The organism is Stenotrophomonas sp. STEN023 (assembly GCF_056760135.1).
Map to the genome: position 1 here is coordinate 1 of NZ_JBRREF010000028.1, position 17,447 is coordinate 17,447.

20 protein-coding genes are annotated in these 17,447 nt (G+C 62.4%); 11 read left to right on the forward strand and 9 right to left on the reverse strand.

Features of this window, described 5'->3' with window-relative positions:
* Positions 1-144 precede the first annotated feature (144 nt).
* The 3 genes from ACVOLV_RS09980 to ACVOLV_RS09990 all read right to left on the reverse strand — a co-directional run bounded on the left by ACVOLV_RS09980 (position 145) and on the right by ACVOLV_RS09990 (position 2,780).
* Positions 145-1,077 (reverse strand): MBL fold metallo-hydrolase, encoded by a 933-nt coding sequence (locus ACVOLV_RS09980; protein WP_481554251.1) that lies wholly within the window; start codon positions 1,075-1,077, stop codon positions 145-147.
* A gap of 85 nt (positions 1,078-1,162) precedes the next feature.
* On the reverse strand, positions 1,163-1,456 hold the full coding sequence (locus ACVOLV_RS09985; RefSeq protein WP_481554252.1) for a hypothetical protein: 294 nt from the start codon (positions 1,454-1,456) through the stop codon (positions 1,163-1,165).
* A 22-nt stretch (positions 1,457-1,478) separates the two neighbouring features.
* Positions 1,479-2,780: a tryptophan--tRNA ligase gene (locus tag ACVOLV_RS09990; protein ID WP_481554253.1), complete on the reverse strand. Its 1,302-nt coding sequence runs from the start codon at positions 2,778-2,780 to the stop codon at positions 1,479-1,481.
* A 121-nt stretch (positions 2,781-2,901) separates the two neighbouring features.
* On the opposite strand from ACVOLV_RS09990, the gene ACVOLV_RS09995 reads away from it, so the two are divergent.
* Positions 2,902-3,729 carry a hypothetical protein gene (locus ACVOLV_RS09995; RefSeq protein ID WP_481554254.1) on the forward strand — a complete coding sequence of 276 codons (828 nt, stop codon included), beginning with the start codon at positions 2,902-2,904 and terminating at the stop codon, positions 3,727-3,729.
* Between the two features lie 208 nt (positions 3,730-3,937).
* On the opposite strand, the gene ACVOLV_RS10000 is transcribed toward ACVOLV_RS09995, so the two are convergent.
* The 4 genes from ACVOLV_RS10000 to ACVOLV_RS10015 all read right to left on the reverse strand — a co-directional run bounded on the left by ACVOLV_RS10000 (position 3,938) and on the right by ACVOLV_RS10015 (position 5,791).
* The gene (locus tag ACVOLV_RS10000; RefSeq protein WP_481515056.1) at positions 3,938-4,159 is read right to left on the reverse strand and encodes a CsbD family protein; all 222 of its coding nucleotides are present in this window, start codon (positions 4,157-4,159) and stop codon (positions 3,938-3,940) included.
* A gap of 187 nt (positions 4,160-4,346) precedes the next feature.
* A complete protein-coding gene (locus ACVOLV_RS10005; protein WP_481544666.1) occupies positions 4,347-4,484 on the reverse strand; it encodes an entericidin A/B family lipoprotein in 138 nt (45 codons plus the stop codon).
* Between the two features lie 54 nt (positions 4,485-4,538).
* A complete protein-coding gene (locus ACVOLV_RS10010) occupies positions 4,539-4,691 on the reverse strand; it encodes an entericidin A/B family lipoprotein (RefSeq protein WP_296248941.1) in 153 nt (50 codons plus the stop codon).
* A gap of 212 nt (positions 4,692-4,903) precedes the next feature.
* A complete protein-coding gene (locus ACVOLV_RS10015; RefSeq protein ID WP_481554255.1) occupies positions 4,904-5,791 on the reverse strand; it encodes a LysR family transcriptional regulator in 888 nt (295 codons plus the stop codon).
* A gap of 164 nt (positions 5,792-5,955) precedes the next feature.
* Here ACVOLV_RS10015 and ACVOLV_RS10020 point away from each other — a divergent pair, with 164 nt between their 5' ends.
* The 7 genes from ACVOLV_RS10020 (at position 5,956) to pcaD (ending at position 11,841) form a co-directional block, all read left to right on the forward strand.
* Positions 5,956-7,125, forward strand: coding sequence for a muconate/chloromuconate family cycloisomerase (locus ACVOLV_RS10020; RefSeq protein WP_481554256.1), 1,170 nt, complete (start codon positions 5,956-5,958; stop codon positions 7,123-7,125).
* Positions 7,126-7,146: 21 nt separating this feature from the next.
* On the forward strand, positions 7,147-7,437 hold the full coding sequence (gene catC, locus ACVOLV_RS10025; protein ID WP_481554257.1) for a muconolactone Delta-isomerase: 291 nt from the start codon (positions 7,147-7,149) through the stop codon (positions 7,435-7,437).
* Between the two features lie 77 nt (positions 7,438-7,514).
* Positions 7,515-8,450, forward strand: coding sequence for a catechol 1,2-dioxygenase (catA, locus tag ACVOLV_RS10030; RefSeq protein ID WP_481554258.1), 936 nt, complete (start codon positions 7,515-7,517; stop codon positions 8,448-8,450).
* A gap of 87 nt (positions 8,451-8,537) precedes the next feature.
* Positions 8,538-9,209: a 3-oxoacid CoA-transferase subunit A gene (locus ACVOLV_RS10035; protein ID WP_481554259.1), complete on the forward strand. Its 672-nt coding sequence runs from the start codon at positions 8,538-8,540 to the stop codon at positions 9,207-9,209.
* Positions 9,206-9,862, forward strand: a complete 657-nt coding sequence (locus tag ACVOLV_RS10040) for a 3-oxoacid CoA-transferase subunit B (protein WP_481554260.1) — start codon at positions 9,206-9,208, stop codon at positions 9,860-9,862. The genes ACVOLV_RS10035 and ACVOLV_RS10040 overlap by 4 nt, the downstream gene beginning before the upstream one ends.
* Entirely contained in the window at positions 9,859-11,064 is a 1,206-nt protein-coding gene (gene pcaF, locus ACVOLV_RS10045; RefSeq protein WP_481554261.1) for a 3-oxoadipyl-CoA thiolase, read from the forward strand. Before ACVOLV_RS10040 ends, pcaF begins: the two co-directional genes overlap by 4 nt.
* Positions 11,065-11,841 (forward strand): 3-oxoadipate enol-lactonase, encoded by a 777-nt coding sequence (gene pcaD / locus ACVOLV_RS10050; protein WP_481554262.1) that lies wholly within the window; start codon positions 11,065-11,067, stop codon positions 11,839-11,841.
* A gap of 23 nt (positions 11,842-11,864) precedes the next feature.
* Here pcaD and ACVOLV_RS10055 read toward each other — a convergent pair whose 3' ends face one another.
* Complete coding sequence (locus ACVOLV_RS10055) at positions 11,865-12,986, reverse strand: AraC family transcriptional regulator (RefSeq protein ID WP_481554263.1); 1,122 nt, start codon at positions 12,984-12,986, stop codon at positions 11,865-11,867.
* 186 nt (positions 12,987-13,172) lie between these two features.
* On the opposite strand from ACVOLV_RS10055, the gene antA reads away from it, so the two are divergent.
* The 3 genes from antA to antC are packed head-to-tail and all read left to right on the forward strand — an operon-like array spanning position 13,173 to position 16,080.
* The gene (gene antA / locus ACVOLV_RS10060; RefSeq protein WP_481554264.1) at positions 13,173-14,567 is read left to right on the forward strand and encodes an anthranilate 1,2-dioxygenase large subunit; all 1,395 of its coding nucleotides are present in this window, start codon (positions 13,173-13,175) and stop codon (positions 14,565-14,567) included.
* Complete coding sequence (gene antB, locus ACVOLV_RS10065; RefSeq protein WP_481554265.1) at positions 14,564-15,055, forward strand: anthranilate 1,2-dioxygenase small subunit; 492 nt, start codon at positions 14,564-14,566, stop codon at positions 15,053-15,055. Before antA ends, antB begins: the two co-directional genes overlap by 4 nt.
* Positions 15,056-15,072: 17 nt before the next feature.
* Positions 15,073-16,080 carry an anthranilate 1,2-dioxygenase electron transfer component AntC gene (gene antC / locus ACVOLV_RS10070; RefSeq protein WP_481554266.1) on the forward strand — a complete coding sequence of 336 codons (1,008 nt, stop codon included), beginning with the start codon at positions 15,073-15,075 and terminating at the stop codon, positions 16,078-16,080.
* 273 nt (positions 16,081-16,353) lie between these two features.
* Here antC and rocF read toward each other — a convergent pair whose 3' ends face one another.
* Positions 16,354-17,274: an arginase gene (gene rocF / locus ACVOLV_RS10075; RefSeq protein ID WP_481554267.1), complete on the reverse strand. Its 921-nt coding sequence runs from the start codon at positions 17,272-17,274 to the stop codon at positions 16,354-16,356.
* Positions 17,275-17,447 lie beyond the last annotated feature (173 nt).

Consider the following 17,447-nt stretch of genomic DNA (forward strand, 5'->3'; position numbering starts at 1 on the left):
GCCGGGGGCGGTGTGTGGCCTGGCGGGGGGGTCGGGGTGGGCCGGGGCGCGGGCGTGGGCCGCCCCGCCCGCGCGCGCTCCCTTCGGCGCCCGCCCCCCCCCCCCCCCCCCCCCCCCCCCCCACCACAGGAAACCCGCGCGCTTTCAGCGCTTCTCGCGGTCCAGCCAGCAGGCAAGACCTTGCGCGTTGAGCTCGATGTCCATCGCCAACACGCGCAGCACCTCCGACGCATCCAACGGGCTGCCCTGCAATCGCAAACGCGCCACATACAACGCGCCCAGCGCATCCACCAGCAAACGATGCCGCTGCGGCTCGCCATTGCAGCGTTGTGCGATCGCCACCATCGCGTCGATCTGCTCGTGCAGTTCCCTGGCCAAGCGCGCCGTGCCTTCAACGCGGCCGTAATGGGTCAGATACATGCCTTCAGGTGATTCAAGCATCAATCGCTTGATCGAGGCGTGCATCGCCTCCGGCTCAAACTGCACCGGCGACGAGGTGGGGATGATGAAGGCACCACCGGCATGATCGAGCTCGCGGTACGACAAACCAAACGTGTCGCCGGTAAACCAACTGCGGCTGGCCGCATCCCACACGCAGAAGTGATGGCGTGCATGCCCAGGTGTATCCACGCAGACCAGCTCGCGGCCCGCCAATGAAACCCGGTGTCCGTTTTCCGCCACCACCACACGCTCGGCCGGTACCGGCACGATCTGGCCATAACTCCGCGCGATCTCGGCTTCGCCGTACACCGCGGTAGCACCAGCAATCAGCCGGGTCGGATCGATCATGTGCTGCGCGCCACGCGGGTGCACGACCAGCTTGGCATTGGGCAGCTGCTGCATCAGCGCACCAGCACCGCCGGCATGGTCCAGGTGTACATGGGTGACGATCAGCCAGTCGATGTCCGCTGGCTGCAAACCGGCTTGGGCAATACAGGCCAGTAGATTCGGCAGGGAATGCGTAGTGCCGCAGTCGACGAACGCGCCGCGCCCGTCCTGCACGATCAGGTAGGCCGCATCGAAGTGATCGCGCTGGAACGCGGTATCGATGGTGTGGATGCCATGGGCAGCAGACATGCGGGAACTCCGGCAGAAACTGGCTTCGATCCTGCCAGCCGCCCCGCCGCCACTCAACCCGGACTTTTGTCGCAGCCGCGTCGGCTCAGGGATGCAGCACGCGTGGACGCAACAGCAGCGCAAGCACCATCACCGCCAGGAAGCCGCCGTAGGCATACAGCACGGCCAGTATCTGCTTCCACAGGCCTTCGGCCACTTCGGTGGCACCCACGTGGTAACCCCACAACATGAAGCCGATGCTGGCCACCAGGGCCAGCAGCAGCATCGATGCATCAAACATGGTGCGTATGCGATTGCGCGGCTGGCGCGGGAACCACCAGTACAGCGCCGCCATCACGCAGAACCAGGGGAGAAACAACAACAACGACAACCAGGCCATCGACGTGCTCCTCCACTTGGGCTTATTCCTTTGCCGCAGCCTCGCGCAGTTCGCGCAATGCCGCCAGCACCGGCTCCACTTCCACTTCGACCTTGAACAGCTCGCTCTGCAGTGCATCGCCCTGCTCGGCCTGCTTGAGCACGGCGATCAGCTGACCGGCATCACGCGGTGAATCGAAGCCCTCGCTCTGGATCAGCAGTTCGCCTTCGCCGTCGAGCAGCTTGAAGTAGAAGCGGCCATCCTTTTCGCGGTACTGCTTGAACAGCGGCAGCGCCGCCTTGGCAGCGACCGCCGCCTTGGGCTTGTCGCCGGCAGCAGACAGGTCACGCAGGCCAACGGCGTGGCGCAGTTCCTTCAACAGCGGGATGGCGAACTGCTCGCGCAGCTGCTGGCCGCGCTTGCGCAGGATCGCCTCGATCTTCTCGGGCTCGGCCATCAAGGCGTTGTAGCGCTCGCGCAGCGGCGACAGCTCGGCATCGATGCGCTCGAACAGCTGCTGCTTGGCATCGCCCCAGCTGATGCCTTCGGCAAAGGCCTTGGCGAACGCTGCGGTCTGCTCCGGGCTGGCGAAGGCCTGATACATCTGGAACAGCGCCGAGCCCTCGGTGTCCTTGGGCTCGCCGGGCAGGCGCGAGTCGGTGAGGATGGAGAACACCAGTTTCTTCAGCTCCTCGCGCGGCACGAACAGCGGGATGGTGTTGCTATAGCTCTTGCTCATCTTGCGGCCGTCCAGGCCGGCCAGGGTGGCCACCTGTTCGTCGATGATCACTTCCGGCAGGGCGAAGTACTCCTTGCCGTAGACGTGGTTGAAGCGCTGGGCGAAATCACGCGCCATCTCGATGTGCTGGATCTGGTCACGCCCCACCGGCACCTTGTTGGCGTTGAAGATCAGGATGTCGGCGGCCATCAGTACCGGGTACATGAACAGGCCGGCGCTGACGCCTGCGTCGTCGTCGAGCTGCTCCTCGCGGTTCTTGTCCACCGCGGCCTTGTAGGCATGGGCGCGGTTTAGGATGCCCTTGCTGGCGACCACGGTGAGGAACCACATCAGCTCGGTGGTTTCCGGGATGTCGCTCTGCCGGTAGAACCACACCTTGTCCGGGTCCAGGCCGCAGGCCAGCCAACTGGCCGCGATCTCCAGGGTCGAACGCTGGGTGCGCTCGGGCTCCTGCGCCTTGATCAGGCTGTGCAGGTCGGCCAGGAAGAAGAAGCTCTCGATATCCGAGGCCTGGCTGGCGGCGATGGCCGGGCGGATCGCGCCGACGTAATTGCCGAGGTGGGGAGTGCCGGAGGGGGTGATGCCGGTGAGGACGCGGGTAGTCATGTAAACCAAGCTGACGAGCGGATGAACCGGGCCAGTGTAACCGCCCCAGCCTGTCCCCGCCCTCAACCCCGTTGCCCACGCCCGGACGTTTCAGGTCACGTACCCCGCCAAGGAGCCTGCCATGTACCGTTTTCTAGCCAGTGTGTTGTCGGTTGTCGCGCTATGCGGGTTCAGCCCGGTACGGCCGGCAGATGAGGGCCCGGTGCAGCTGTCGGTGATCGACCGCGACGACGGGCAGGAGCTGGACCTGTATCCGCACCGGGGCCAGCAATGGGTAGCCGGCAGCCCCGGTCACCGTTACAGCGTGCGCATGCAGAACCGCAGCAGCCAACGCGTGCTGGTGGTGCTGTCGGTGGACGGGGTCAATGCCATCACCGGCCAGACCGCCTCGCCCAGCCAGTCCGGCTATGTGCTGGAGCCGTGGCAGAGCAGCGAGATCACCGGCTGGCGCAAATCCAATGCCGAGGTGGCGCAGTTCGTGTTCACCAGCTCCAGCGACAGTTACGCCAGCCGCACCGGTCGCCCGGCCAATGTGGGAGTGATCGGCATCGCGGTGTTCAACGAGGCGCGCCGGCCGCTGTATGACGTGCGCCCGCTGCCGATGCCACGGCCTGCGCCGCGACCGATGCCGCAGTACGAGGACCGTGCCGAAGCAAGTGCAAGTGCCAATGCAAGTGGGCGCGCCGCCGAAGCCGCTGCACCCAGCGCGATGGCCAAGAGCGAATCGCGGCAGCGCTTGGGCACCGGTCACGGTGAGCGAGAGTGGTCAAGCTCGTCGCTGACCAGCTTCGAGCGCGCCAGCCGCAACCCGGTGCAGGTCAGCGAGGTACGTTACGACTCGCGGCAGCGGCTGGTGGCGTTGGGCGTACTGCCGCGCGGTTACCACCGGGTAGACAACTCGCCGCAGGCGTTCCCGAGTGGTTTCGTGCCGGATCCGCCGGCGCGCTGATCGCCGCGCCTGCCCGACACCGATCTTGTGGGAGCGGCGTAAGCCGCGAAGCTGACATTGCCCCAACGCTTGCAAGTTGTGCCATCTGATGCCCCCCTGCTTCGCGGCTTACGCCGCTCCTACAAAAAGGCAAAAAAAAAGAAACCGATGCCAGAGGTCTGGCATCGGTTTCTGATTGAGGCAAATGGCTTCTCTCAATCACCCCACATCAGTGGTAATCGGGATAGTCCTTGTGCAGCGCCTTCTGGAAGTCGCGCACTTCGGTTTCTGCGCGGTCCTTGGCCCAGCCGTAGCGTTCCTGCAGGCGACCGGCAAGGTATTCGGCGTTGCCTTCGGCCACCTTCAGATCGTCATCGGTGATATCGCCCCACTTGGCCTGTACCTTGCCCTTGAGCTGGGTCCACTTGCCGGAAATGATGTCTTTGTTCATTACGTTTCTCCTGCGGATACGCGGTTGATTCGCGTGGGACCAGCTTGGCTGCCGTGGCGTTGGCATCAGGTCCATGATTCGTTGTGTGCTGCTGACCTTGGTGAACATTGCTTCAGCTAACGACACCGCGCATGAAAAAGGCCGGCATTGCCGGCCTCTTCATTTCTCTGCAGGGCGTTGCCAGCTATCACTTACCCTTGGCAGCGTCCTCGACCTTCTCACCGGCCTTCTGCACATCCTTGCCGGCACCGGCAACGGTATTGCAACCAGCCAGCACCGCGACCGAGAACAGCGACAACATCATCAGGGCAACCAAACGCTTCATGTGTTTCTCCTGTGGTGGTTCCATCGGTGCGGCCCACAACGGGCCGCGTGTTCATCAGCACTTTCCGTCTTTGCAATCCTGCGCCTTGTCTTCGACCTTCTCACCGGCCTTCTGCATGTCCTTGCCGGCGCCCGCCACGGTATTGCAGCCGCTGAGCATGCCAACCGAGAACGCGCCCACCAGGGCCAACATCAACAGTCGCTTCATCATTCGTTGTCTCCTCCCTTTCAAGGCAGATGCCGTGGCCGGTGACCGGCGGCAGGCAGTCCGCGTGTGAAGACGAATCTGGCGGCTCGGCTGTGTGCTCCGCGTGAAGTCGCGCAGCACACGTTCAGCGATGTCGGAACGCCGTTAAGCGCATATCTCCACGGATCTGCGCGGCGGGTTCCAACAATCACATGGCCCGGTCCAGCTCGCGGTCAGTGCGCTGGCTCAGCATGCAGCTCCTGCGCCAAAGCCTTGATCAACGCGATGTGCGGCGATGCGTCTGCCTTGCGGTAATTGAGGATGACAGGCGATGTCGATTGCTCACCTGCGAGCAGCCGATAGTGGATATCGCTGCGCAACTGCCGAGATGATTCCGGCACCACGCAGACACCCATCTCCGCGGCTACCAGACCCAGCGCGCCCTGCAGCTCCTTGGCCTCAAGCACTTCGCCGACGTCGACGCTGTTGGAATGCAGCATATCCAACACCTGGTCAGCGAAACCGGGGCGCGTGTCCTTCGGGTAAATGACCAGGCGTTCGATCGCCTTCCCTGCCAAAGCAAGCGGCGCATCGGAGGCCGCCAACGCCGAGCTCTGCGGAACCGCCAGCGCCAAACGCTCCTCGCGGATGACATCACAGGCAACCACCGGATCATGGTGCCGCAGCCGCCCGAAGCCGATGTCGATGCGCTGCTCCTTGAGTGCCTGTACCTGCTGCATCGATGCGATCTCCACCAACTGGATGTTCAGCTCAGGGCATCTGCCACGGAGCCTGCGCACCAGCAGCGGCAGGTCACTGTAAAGCGTGGAAGCAACGTAGCCGATGGACAGCACCACCCGCTCGTTACGCCCGAGCTGACGGGTGGAAGCAAGCATCTGCTCGATCCTGCCCAGCACCTGCAACGCCTGTTCATGGAACAGGCGCCCGGCATCCGTCAGCTGCACCGGGCGGGTCCCGCGATGCACGAGTTGGACGCCGATCTCCTCTTCCAGCATCTGCACCTGCCGACTCAACGGTGGCTGCGCGATATGCAGCGATTCGGCAGCGCGGGTAAAGCTGCGATACCGCGCCAATGCGCAGAAATAACGTAGTTGCCGCATTTCCATTGTGTATCGTCGCCCGGAATACGTTATGCACTTTTAGATATGTTGCAGTGCAATATTTTGATTTAATCAATAACTTGCAACCAATTATACCGAAACGGTATGCGACAACACGAAAACGGTGTTGGACGAAGTCTGCCCCGCCGCAGATAACAGCTGCCATGAACTGCGCATCCAAGCTCGCCTCCAACGCCGCATACGTCGAACGCATCGAGACGTTGCTGATTGACCTGCCCACCATCCGCCCGCACAAACTATCGGTGGCCACGATGGATGGCCAGACCCTGATGTTGGTGCGTGTGTACTGCAGTGACGGTGTGATCGGGATTGGCGAAGGCACCACTATTGGCGGCCTGGCCTACGGTGGCGAAAGCCCCGAGAGCATGAAGCTGGCAATAGATAGCTACTTCGCGCCACTGATGATCGGCCAGGACGCCACCGGCGTGCAGTCGCTGATGGCCCGCATCGACAAGATGGTCAAGGAAAACCGTTTCGCCAAATGCGCCATCGAAACCGCACTGCTCGATGCGCATGGCAAACGTCTTGGCTTGCCGGTTTCCGAGCTGCTCGGTGGCCGTCGCCGCGACAGCCTGCCGGTGGCGTGGACACTGGCATCGGGCAATACCGCCACCGATATCGCTGAAGCCGAAGCGATGTTGGAACGCCGCCGCCACAAGGTATTCAAGTTGAAGATCGGCGCACGCGATGTCCGCGACGATGTCGCCCACGTTGCGCAGATCAAGCGCGCACTTGGTGATCAAGCCGCAGTACGCGTCGACGTCAACATGGCCTGGAGCGAAACCGACGCCGCCTGGGGCATGGCTGCGCTGGCCGATGCCGGCTGCGAGCTGGTGGAGCAGCCGGTGGCAACAGCGGCAGCGCTGGCGCGGCTGGTGCGGCGCTTCCCGGTAGCGTTGATGGCGGACGAATCGCTTACCGGCCCAGGCTCGGCATTCGAACTTGCGCGCGTGCAGGGCGCAGATGTGTTCGCAGTGAAGACCGAACAGAGCGGCGGCCTGTATGCGGCCCAGCGCGTGGCGGCGATCGCCGATGCAGCTGGTATCGGCCTGTATGGCGGCACCATGCTGGAAGGTGCGGTTGGCACCATCGCCAGTGCACAGGTGTTTGCCACCTTTGCCAACCTGCAATGGGGAACCGAACTGTTCGGCCCCTTGCTGCTGACCGAGGAGATCCTGCAGACACCGCTTGTCTACCGCGATTTCGAGCTGGAAATTCCAACCGGCCCCGGCCTGGGCATCGCGCTGGACGAAGCGCGCATCGCACGCTTTTCCCGCAGCGGCCTGCACCGCACGATCAGCCTTGCACGCTGACCCCATTGAAGGAACACCACGATGCTTTTCCACGTACGCATGGACGTCAATCTGCCATTGGATATGCCAACCGATGCCGCCAACGACCTCAAGGCGCGCGAGAAAGCATATTTCCAACAACTGCAAGCCGAAGGCAAGTGGCGCCACATCTGGCGCGTGGTTGGCGAATACGCCAACTACAGCATCTTCGACGTGGCCGACAACACCGAACTGCACACCCTGCTGTCGAGTTTGCCGCTGTTCCCCTACATGCGAATCGCGGTGACGCCGCTGTGCCGGCATCCGTCTTCGCTGCATCAGGACGATCGCTAGTTGCAATACCCCAACCGCTGCGCTTGCCTGCAGAAACCTTCGCCAGGAAGCCAACGCTACCCAATGGAGAGAGTCGTATGAGCGTGAATATCTTTGCCCGCCCTGACATCCAGGAATTTCTTCGCACCGTCAGCGGACTCGGCAACGAGCAAGGCAATGCGCGGGTCAAGCAGATCGTGCACCGGCTGACCTCGGACCTGTTCAAGGCCATCGATGACCTCGACATCACCCCGGACGAGTACTGGGCCGGCATTGCCTGGTTCAATGCGATCGGTGCCGCCGGCCAGGCCGGGCTGATCTCGCCTGGGTTGGGCCTGGATCATTTCCTGGACGAACGCCTGGACGCACAGGACGCCCAGCTCGGCATCGAGAACCCTACTCCGCGCACCATCGAAGGCCCGCTGTATGTAGCTGGCGCGCCAGTGGCACAAGGCAGCGCCCGGCTCGATGACGGTCGCGATACCGATGGCCAACCGCTGTTGATGCACGGCACGGTGTACGGTGCCGATGGTAGCCCCCAGCCTGGTGCAACCGTCGAGGTCTGGCATTGCGATACCCGCGGTTTCTACTCGCACTTCGACCCGACCGGCGTGCAGGACAGCTTCAACATGCGCCGCACCATCATTGCCGACGCCAATGGCCAATACCGTTTCCGCAGCATCCTGCCCAATGGCTACGGCGTACCGCCGGGCAGCCCTACCGAGCAGCTGTTGTTCGCGCTGGGACGCCACGGTCAGCGGCCGGCACATATCCACTTCTTCATCAGCGCCGACGCACATCGCAAGCTGACCACGCAGATCAACATCGAAGGCGACCCGCTGGTCAATGATGACTTCGCCTACGCCACCCGCGACGGACTGGTGCCGCACATCACCGAGCGCAGCGACGCAGCCAGCATCGCTGCGGCCGGGATGGAAGCGCCTTTCGCCGAGATTGTCTTCGATTTTCACCTGACTGCGCTGGTTGACGGCGCCGACAACCAGGTCTGCGAGCGTCTGCGCGCCGCGGCGTGATCGATCCGGATCAGGGAGAAGGCGGCAGCCGCCCTCTCCCTGCGCTGTCTGCAACACCAAAAGATGTGAACCACAAAGGACGTCCGCGTGATCGACAAAACCGTAGCCCATTGCATGGACGCAGTGGCGGATATCTTCGATGGCGCCACCGTGATGATCGGTGGCTTCGGTCGTGCCGGCATGCCCGATGAACTGATCGACGCGCTGATCGCACAAGGGGCGAAGTCGCTGACCATCGTCAACAACAATGCCGGCAACGGCGATGCTGGTTTGGCAGCGTTGATCGCACACAAGCGCGTGCGCAGAATGATCTGTTCGTTCCCGCGGCAAAGCGATTCCCAGCACTTTGATGCCGCCTACCACGCCGGCGAGATCGAACTTGAGCTGGTGCCTCAGGGCAACCTGGCTGCACGCATCCAGGCCGCCGGAGCCGGCCTGGGGGCTATCTTCACCCCAACCGGCTACGGCACCGAGCTTGCCGAGGGCAAGGAGACACGCAGCATCGACGGCCGCGACTACGTACTTGAACTGCCCATCCGCGCTGACTTCGCGTTGATCAAGGCCCACCAGGGCGACCGCTGGGGCAACCTGGTGTATCGCAAGACCGCACGCAATTTTGGCCCGATCATGGCGATGGCAGCGACCACCACCATCGCCCAGGTCAGCGCGGTCGTCGAACTGGGCGCACTGGATCCGGAGCATGTGGTGACGCCGGGCATCTTCGTGCAACGGCTGGTTGCTGCAGGAGTCACGCCATGAGCCTGCTCAGCCGCGATCAACTCGCCCGCCGCGTGGCTCGCGATATTCCCGAAGGCGCCTATGTGAACCTCGGTATCGGCCTGCCTACCCAGGTTGCCAACTACCTGCCTGCGGACAAGGAGATCTTCCTGCAGAGCGAGAACGGGCTGCTTGGCATGGGGCCTGCACCGGTAACCGGCGAAGAAGATTCCGACCTGATCAACGCCGGCAAGCAGCCGGTTACTCTGCTTCCCGGCGGCTGCTATTTCCACCATGCCGATTCGTTCGCGATGATGCGTGGCGGCCATCTCGATATCTGCGTACTTGGTGCGTTCCAGGTATCGACAACAGGTGATCTTGCCAACTGGAGCACCGGCGAAGCCGGCGCGATCCCCGCCGTTGGCGGCGCGATGGACCTGGCGATCGGGGCGAAACACGTGTTCGTGATGATGGACCTGCTGACCCGCCAAGGCGGTAGCAAGCTGGTGTCGCGTTGCAGCTATCCACTCACCGGCATTGGCTGCGTGTCCCGTATCTACAGCGACCATGGCGTGTTCGCCGTGGGCCGCGAAGGAACCCGCGTGATCGAGCTGGCCGATGGCTTTGGCATCGAAGACATCCAGCGCCTCACCGGCGTGGTGATCCTCCCCCCCACCACCGAGATCACGGCATGAACCAGGCCTTCATCTGCGATGCCCTGCGGACACCGATCGGCCGCTACGGCGGCGCATTGTCCAGCGTGCGTGCCGACGATCTCGGCGCGCTGCCTATCAAGGCCCTGCTTGCGCGTAATCCAGGGCTGGAGGCTTCGCGCATCGATGAAGTCGCGCTGGGTTGCGCCAACCAGGCCGGCGAAGACAACCGCAACGTCGCGCGCATGAGCGCACTGCTGGCCGGCCTGCCGGTGCAGGTTCCGGGCGTGACCCACAACCGCCTGTGCGCCTCGGGGCTGGAAGCGGTAGGCAGCATTGCCCGCGCCATCCGCTGTGGCGAGATGTCACTGGCCATTGCCGGGGGCGTTGAATCAATGAGCCGTGCACCATTGGTCATGGGCAAACCGGATGCCGCCTTCAGCCGCTCGCAGACGTTGGAAGACACCACCATGGGCTGGCGCTTCATCAACCCGCAGCTGCAGCAGATGTATGGCGCCGAGACCATGCCGCGCACCGGCGAAAACGTCGCCGCGCAGTTCGCGATAAGCCGGGCCGACCAGGACGCGTTTGCGCTGCGCAGCCAGCAGCGCACACAAGCCGCTATCGCGCGTGGATTTTTCGCTGATGAGATCGCGCCCGTACACCTGTCTGGCGGTGGCCGCAAAGCCGATGGTGTTGTCAGCGAGGACGAACACCCACGCGCTGACAGCAGCGCTGCGGCACTGGCGAAGTTACGCCCGCTATTTGATGCGGGCACGGTCACCGCCGGCAACGCCTCCGGCATCAATGATGGTGCAGCAGCGCTGCTGATCGCCGACGAAGCCGCGATCCGTGCGCACGGCCTGGTTCCGCGGGCGCGCATTCTTGGCATGGCGGCGGCCGGGGTCGAGCCACGCCTGATGGGCATCGGCCCAATCGAGGCCTGTACGCGCCTGCTGGATAGACTGGGGCTGAAGATCAGCGATTTCGACGCCATCGAGTTCAACGAAGCCTTTGCCAGCCAGACCCTGGCAGTGATGCGCGCGCTTGGCGTCGATGACGACGCCGAACACGTCAACGCAAATGGCGGTGCTATCGCGCTCGGCCATCCCCTGGGCATGAGCGGTGCACGCCTGGCGCAGACCATCACCCACCAATTGCAGGTCAGCGGCGGCCGACGTGGCCTGGTAAGCCTGTGCGTGGGTGTTGGCATGGGCCTGGCCTTGGCCGTGGAGCGTGTCTGAATGGCCAGCTTTGATCGCGGCACGCACGTTCTGGAATATCGCGTTGACGGCAACAGCGGCCCATGGCTGATGTTCTGCAATTCACTTGGCACGGACCTGCACATGTGGGACGAGCAGGTTGCGGCGCTGGCCGGCCATTACCGGATACTGCGCTACGACCGTCGTGGTCATGGCCTGTCCAGCGCACCGCCTGGACCTTACTCGCTGGACCAACTGGGCGATGACGCCATCGCCCTGCTGGACTTCCTGCGGATCGAGCGGCTCGCCTTCTGCGGTTTGTCGCTCGGCGGCATGGTCGCGCAATGGATGGCACTGCATGCGCCGCAACGCCTGACACACGTCATTGCCTGCGCCACTGCCGCGCGCATTGGCAGCGTGGGCAGTTGGCAGGACCGTGCAACCAGCATTGCCATCGATGGACTGGAACCACTGCGCCAAGCGACCGCTGAGCGTTGGTTTGGAGAGGCGTTCCAGCAAACGTCAATGGCCCGCGTCAACGAGATACTGCACAGCTTCGTGCGCACCTCCATCGCCGGCTACACCGGTTGTTGTGCTGCGTTGGCCAACGCCGACCTGCGACCGCTTGTTGCCGGCATCAAGGTGCCGCTGCTTGCCATCGCCGGTGCCGACGACAAGGTATGCCAGGTTGCCGACCTGCAGGCGATTGCCGATAGCGTGGTCAATGGCAGGCTGCAGGTGCTCCCCGGCCGCCATCTTGTCAATGTCGAATCATCCGAGCGCTTCAAGCTTGCGCTTCTGGACTTCCTGCGGACTTGAGCATTGCCGCCGACAGCATCCGGTCAGCGCCTGCAGTTGGAAGAGAAGCTGTCGGTGCGCCGCAGGGTCCGACTTGGCGACTCATCGAACAGCTTGCGGTAATCCGCCGAGAAGCGCCCGAGGTGGGTAAAGCCCCAACCAAGCGCAATCTCGGAGATGCTGCTGATGGAGCCTTGCTCCAGTATTTCCCGGCGCACAGCAACAAGCCGGTGCTTCTTGAGATAGGCCATGGGCGACAGCCCAAAATGCTTGCCGAACGCGTCGAACAAGCGCGACCGCGATACGCCCGCGGCGGCCTCGACATTCTCCAGCCGCACCGCTTCACGCGCATTTGCATGCAGGTAGCGACGCGCGCGTAACAGATAGTGCGGCAACTTCGCACCAATCACATCCTGCAGCTCCGCTGAATAGTTGTTTGGTTGGGCAAGGATGAGGCCGGAGATCAGCGAATATTCCAGCCCGCGGGTGAACGCGGCCTGCGCATACAGAACACTCCCGGAGGAGAACTCAGCAATGAAATGCCGGGCCATGCGCCACCACGATGCGGAAGCGCCATTCATCGCGTCCATCACCGATTCGAAGCGTAACGGCGAATCAACCTGCCGTTGCAGCAGCTGTTCCAATGACTCACGCATGGCCGCACGGGTGATGACCACCTGCAGCTTGCGGCAATCATCTGATATCTCCAAGACCTGCCGTTCGTTTGGGGAAACAATGACCGCCTGGGAACTATTGGAACTCAACCGTATTCCGTTCTTGCTCAGCTCCTGCTCGCCCACCAGCGGCAAACTCAGGCTGTAACTGCTGAAGTTCTCCACATCTTCAATCCCGATGCTTACCTCGGCACCGTACTCGATCACCCCCAGCGTGGTGGCCCGCGACTTGAACACATTGGCCACATGATTGAAACGAAAGCGCTCCGGCATTGTGGTCTGCAGCCGATGCGGCCCGCAGATAGCCGACATCCAACTGCAAGCACCCTCGAGGTCGGAGCGCTCGATACGAACACCACGTGTACTGCTGTTCATCACTTTGCACCCGCGAGTATGTGAGCGACTCGCGCCAAAGGCGCGATCCAGCAGCGGGGCGGAAATGTCGCTGCAACGCCAGCAAAATCCACCGCCAAGTGGATGGTAGCGATCCACTAAATGGATAGCCGTAAGTCTTTTCTCAAAAGCGCTCCGTGTCACTTCGCCCTGCCGCTGCAATCGCCATCGCAGGGGAGAACCACTGCTGACAAAGTGGCCGATGTTCGCCGATTAAGCGGATAGCCAGCTGCCGCGCCGCGCGCCTTAATGGCTTGCAATCAGCCAATCGGAAAAGGTGCGTCCATGAGTGCTGTAAATAGCGTTGATAGGTGGAAGGCGTTCGTCGAAAACTGCCTGGACTTCCGGCCCGCGGACGAGGTGTTCCGCATCGCCAGGGACATGTTCACCGAGCCGGAGCTGTTCGATCTGGAGATGGAGCTGATCTTCGAGAAGAACTGGATCTATGCTTGTCACGAGAGCGAACTGGCCAACAAGCACGACTTCGTGACAATGCGCGCTGGACGCCAGCCCCTGATCATCACCCGCGATGGCGAAGGCCAGCTCAACGCACTGATCAACGCCTGCCAGCACCGCGGCACCACATTGACGCGCGTAGGCAAGGGCAACCAGTCAACCTTTACCTGTCCGTTCCATGCCTGGTGTTACAAAAGCGACGGTCGCCTGGTCAAGGTCAAGGCTCCCGGGGAGTACCCCGAGGGCTTCGACAAGGCGACCCGTGGTTTGAAGAGGGCGCGCATCCAGAGCTACAAGGGCTTCGTCTTCGTCAGCTTGAACGTGGGCGGTAGCGACAGCCTGGAAGAATTTCTCGGTGATTCCAAAGTTTTCTTCGACATGATGCTTGCGCAGTCTGCAAGCGGCGAGCTGGAGGTGTTGCCCGGCAAGTCTACCTACACCTACGACGGCAACTGGAAACTGCAGAACGAGAACGGCCTTGACGGCTATCACGTCAGCACCGTGCACTACAACTACGTGGCCACGGTACAACACCGCCAGCAGGTCAATTCTGAGAACGGCACGGCGACCGGCACAACGCTGGACTACAGCAAGCTCGGTGCAGGTGATGCCAACACCGATGATGGTTGGTTCGCCTTCGACAACGGCCACAGCGTTCTGTTCAGTGACATGCCAAACCCCGCCGTACGCCCTGGCTACGCCAGCATCATGCCGCGCCTGCTCAAGCAACACGGGCAAGCCAAGGCCGAGTGGATCATGCATCGCCTGCGCAATCTCAACGTGTACCCGAGCCTGTTCTTCCTCGACCAGATCAGTTCACAGCTGCGCATCATCCGCCCCCTTGCATGGAACAAGACCGAAATCATCAGCCAGTGCATCGGCGTCAAGAACGAGTCCGCGGCGGATCGCGAGAACCGCATCCGCCAGTTCGAGGATTTCTTCAATGTGTCGGGCATGGGTACGCCCGATGACCTGGTGGAGTTCCGAGAAGCGCAACGTGGTTTCCAAGCCCGACTGGAGCGATGGAGCGACATCTCGCGTGGCAGCCATCGCTGGCAAACCGGGGCAACGCCGAACAGCGACGCCATAGGTATCCAACCGGCAATGACCGGCACCGAATTCACCCATGAAGGCCTGTACGTCAACCAGCATCGCAACTGGCAGCGATTCCTGCTCGATGGCCTTGAACGTAAAGCCGCGACCCTGCCGGAGACAGAGCAATGAACGCGCAACTGCAATACCGCATCGAGCAGTTCTTCTACCGAAAATCTGAGCTCTGTGATGCCAAGGATTGGGATGCCTATCTGCAGCTGTTCGATCCGCAGAGCGAATTCCACCTGCCGCAGTGGGATTCCGAGCATGTCTACACACAGGATCCGAAGCGCGAGATGTCCTTGATCTACTACGCCAACCGCTCTGGGCTGGAGGATCGTGTATTCCGCCTGCGCACCGGCAAGGCCGCGTCGGCCACGCCGCTGCCGCGCACCCTGCACTCGATCAACAACGTGCGAATCAGCCAACTCGCCGATGGCGACCTGGAGGTGCGCCTGAACTGGCAGACGCTGTTCTATCGCCTCGCCACCTCCGAGCAGTTCTACGGTTACGCCAACTATCACCTGAAGCCCACTGGCGACAGCTGGTTGATTACCCGCAAGCATGCCCTGCTGCTCAACGACACCATCAACTCGGTGCTCGACTTCTATCACCTTTGAGCCACCGGAGACTATCGATGACGTACAAAGTGGCATTGAGTTTTGCCGATGGCATAACCCATTTCATCCCGGTTGGCGCCAACGAGGTATTGCTGGACGCGGCCTTGCGCAGTGGTATAAAGATTCCAATGGATTGCCGCGAGGGCGTATGTGGCACCTGCAAGGGTCGCTGCGAATCCGGTAACTATCGCCAGGACTATGTGGATGACGAAGCGCTCTCCAGCATCGACCTGCAGCAGCGCAGGATGCTCAGCTGCCAGACCAGGGTCAGCTCCGACGCGGCGTTCTATTTCGATTTTGATTCGGATCTGTGCAACGCGCCGGAGCCGGTGCAGATCCGCAGCACTGTCAGCGCCGTGCGGCAGATCTCGGACAGCACCGCGATCCTGCACCTGCAGCTGCCGCAAGCGCTGGATTTCCTGCCGGGCCAGTATGCACGACTGTTGATTCCGGGAACTGACAGCCTGCGTTCCTATTCCTTCGCCAATCGGCCGGCCGCGCAACTGCAGTTCCTGATCCGCTTGCTGCCCACCGGGGTGATGAGCGACTACCTGCGTGAGCGCTGCCAGGTTGGCGATGAGCTGTTGTTGCAGGCACCGCTGGGCGCATTCTACCTGCGGCAGGTCACCCGGCCGCTGACCTTGGTAGCCGGCGGAACCGGCTTGTCGGCGATGTTGGGCATGCTGGATGAACTGGCTGCCAGCGCCTGCACGCAACCGGTGCACCTGTACTACGGCGTGCGTGGCGCAGCGGATCTGTGCGAAACCGCGCGTATCCAAGCGTATGCGGGGCAGATCCCCAACTTTCGCCATACCGCGGTGCTGAGCGAAGCGGATGCCGATTGGCAAGGCAAGCGCGGCTTCCTCACAGAGCATTTCGACGTGGCCGGGCTGCGCGAGCAAAGCACTGACATGTATGTCTGCGGCCCGCCACCGATGGTGGAGGCGATCAAGCAATGGCTGCAGGATCAGGCATTGGATGGCGTGCAGCTGTACTGCGAGAAATTCACCGCGAGCAATACATAAAACCACGGCTTGTAGGGGCGGCGTCAGCCGCGAAGCACGTATATCCCCAGATGGCAGGATTACCCGAAGCTGCAGCACCATCAGCTTCGCGGCTTACGCCGCTCCTACAGAAAGCTGCAAAGCTCACCTTGTAGGAGCGGCGTCAGCCGCGAAGCACGTACATCCTCGGATGGCAGGAACACCTGGAGCTGCGGCAGCATCCACTTCGCGGCTTACGTTGCTCCCGCAAGTAACGGCAAGCCCGCCTTGTCGCCTTGGTCCAGTCCTGCTGCATCAATCCCGCATCAGCGTGGATTTTCCGAACAGACTCTCCACCAGATCAACCGCCAGCTCGGCGGTACGATTCTGGTGATCGAGCAGCGGATTCAACTCGACGATGTCCAGCGAGCCCATCAAGCCGGTGTCGGCAATCATCTCCATCACCAGCTGCGCCTCGCGGTAATTGACGCCGCCCGGAACCGTGGTGCCGACGCCGGGTGCGATGCTGGGGTCGAGGAAGTCCACATCGAAACTGACATGCAGATGGGTATTGGCATCGATGCCATGTAGCGCAGCTTCCATCGTCCGCTTCATGCCTGCTTCGTCGATGTAACGCATGTCGTAAACATCTACGCGATGCTGCTTGATCAGACGCTTCTCTTCCGGATCAACCGAACGGATGCCGATCTGATGCACCTGCCACGGTGCAATCGCCGGGGCGCTGCCACCCAGATGGGTAAGGCCTTCCGGGCCGAGGCCACACAGGCAGGCCACCGGCATGCCGTGGATATTGCCTGACGGGGTGACATCGGAGGTGTTGAAGTCCGAATGCGCATCCAGCCAAAGCACACGCAACTGCTTGCCCTGCTCACGGCACCAGCGCGCAACGGCGGTGATCGAACCCACACCCAGGCAATGGTCGCCGCCGAGCATGATCGGCATACGCCCCTCCTTCAGCTCGGCGTAGCTGGCCTCCATCAGCGCATGGTTCCACGCGACTACTTCGTCAAGGTGACGGTAACCCTGCACCGGACCAGTCCACGGATTGCGCGGGCCGTCGAGATTGCCGACGTCGCGGACATCGACACCACGCTCGGCCAAGGCCTCCGGCAGGCCAGCGATGCGCAGCGCCTCCGGTCCCAGCCGTGCACCGCGCGCACCAGCACCCACATCGGTAGGCACGCCAATCAGCGACACCGGACGAAAACTGCTCATACCATCTCCGTTGCAAATGAAAGTAGTTTAGCGAGCGGCTGCGGAAAGGCCTTGCGGCAGCGCGTCAAACCAGCGCCCCAGCAAGCCGTTGCGGCGGCTGCACCGCGCTGCCCGGCTAGCTTACGCCCGGCACATGTCAGTCATGCGCGCCCGCCTGTTCAGGCGCGCGACGC

What these genes read in the sequence shown, in the direction of transcription:
- ACVOLV_RS09995 (WP_481554254.1), top strand. Translation starts at nt 2,902, where the DNA reads ATGTACCGTTTTCTAGCCAGTGTGTTGTCGGTTGTCGCGCTATGCGGG.
- catC (WP_481554257.1), top strand. Translation starts at nt 7,147, where the DNA reads ATGCTTTTCCACGTACGCATGGACGTCAATCTGCCATTGGATATGCCA.
- ACVOLV_RS10020 (WP_481554256.1), top strand. Translation starts at nt 5,956, where the DNA reads ATGAACTGCGCATCCAAGCTCGCCTCCAACGCCGCATACGTCGAACGC.
- ACVOLV_RS10005 (WP_481544666.1), bottom strand. Translation starts at nt 4,484, where the DNA reads ATGAAGCGTTTGGTTGCCCTGATGATGTTGTCGCTGTTCTCGGTCGCG.
- ACVOLV_RS09980 (WP_481554251.1), bottom strand. Translation starts at nt 1,077, where the DNA reads ATGTCTGCTGCCCATGGCATCCACACCATCGATACCGCGTTCCAGCGC.
- pcaF (WP_481554261.1), top strand. Translation starts at nt 9,859, where the DNA reads ATGAACCAGGCCTTCATCTGCGATGCCCTGCGGACACCGATCGGCCGC.
- antB (WP_481554265.1), top strand. Translation starts at nt 14,564, where the DNA reads ATGAACGCGCAACTGCAATACCGCATCGAGCAGTTCTTCTACCGAAAA.
- catA (WP_481554258.1), top strand. Translation starts at nt 7,515, where the DNA reads ATGAGCGTGAATATCTTTGCCCGCCCTGACATCCAGGAATTTCTTCGC.
- antC (WP_481554266.1), top strand. Translation starts at nt 15,073, where the DNA reads ATGACGTACAAAGTGGCATTGAGTTTTGCCGATGGCATAACCCATTTC.
- ACVOLV_RS10040 (WP_481554260.1), top strand. Translation starts at nt 9,206, where the DNA reads ATGAGCCTGCTCAGCCGCGATCAACTCGCCCGCCGCGTGGCTCGCGAT.
- ACVOLV_RS10015 (WP_481554255.1), bottom strand. Translation starts at nt 5,791, where the DNA reads ATGCGGCAACTACGTTATTTCTGCGCATTGGCGCGGTATCGCAGCTTT.
- antA (WP_481554264.1), top strand. Translation starts at nt 13,173, where the DNA reads ATGAGTGCTGTAAATAGCGTTGATAGGTGGAAGGCGTTCGTCGAAAAC.
- ACVOLV_RS10000 (WP_481515056.1), bottom strand. Translation starts at nt 4,159, where the DNA reads ATGAACAAAGACATCATTTCCGGCAAGTGGACCCAGCTCAAGGGCAAG.
- ACVOLV_RS09990 (WP_481554253.1), bottom strand. Translation starts at nt 2,780, where the DNA reads ATGACTACCCGCGTCCTCACCGGCATCACCCCCTCCGGCACTCCCCAC.
- pcaD (WP_481554262.1), top strand. Translation starts at nt 11,065, where the DNA reads ATGGCCAGCTTTGATCGCGGCACGCACGTTCTGGAATATCGCGTTGAC.
- ACVOLV_RS10010 (WP_296248941.1), bottom strand. Translation starts at nt 4,691, where the DNA reads ATGAAGCGACTGTTGATGTTGGCCCTGGTGGGCGCGTTCTCGGTTGGC.
- ACVOLV_RS09985 (WP_481554252.1), bottom strand. Translation starts at nt 1,456, where the DNA reads ATGGCCTGGTTGTCGTTGTTGTTGTTTCTCCCCTGGTTCTGCGTGATG.
- rocF (WP_481554267.1), bottom strand. Translation starts at nt 17,274, where the DNA reads ATGAGCAGTTTTCGTCCGGTGTCGCTGATTGGCGTGCCTACCGATGTG.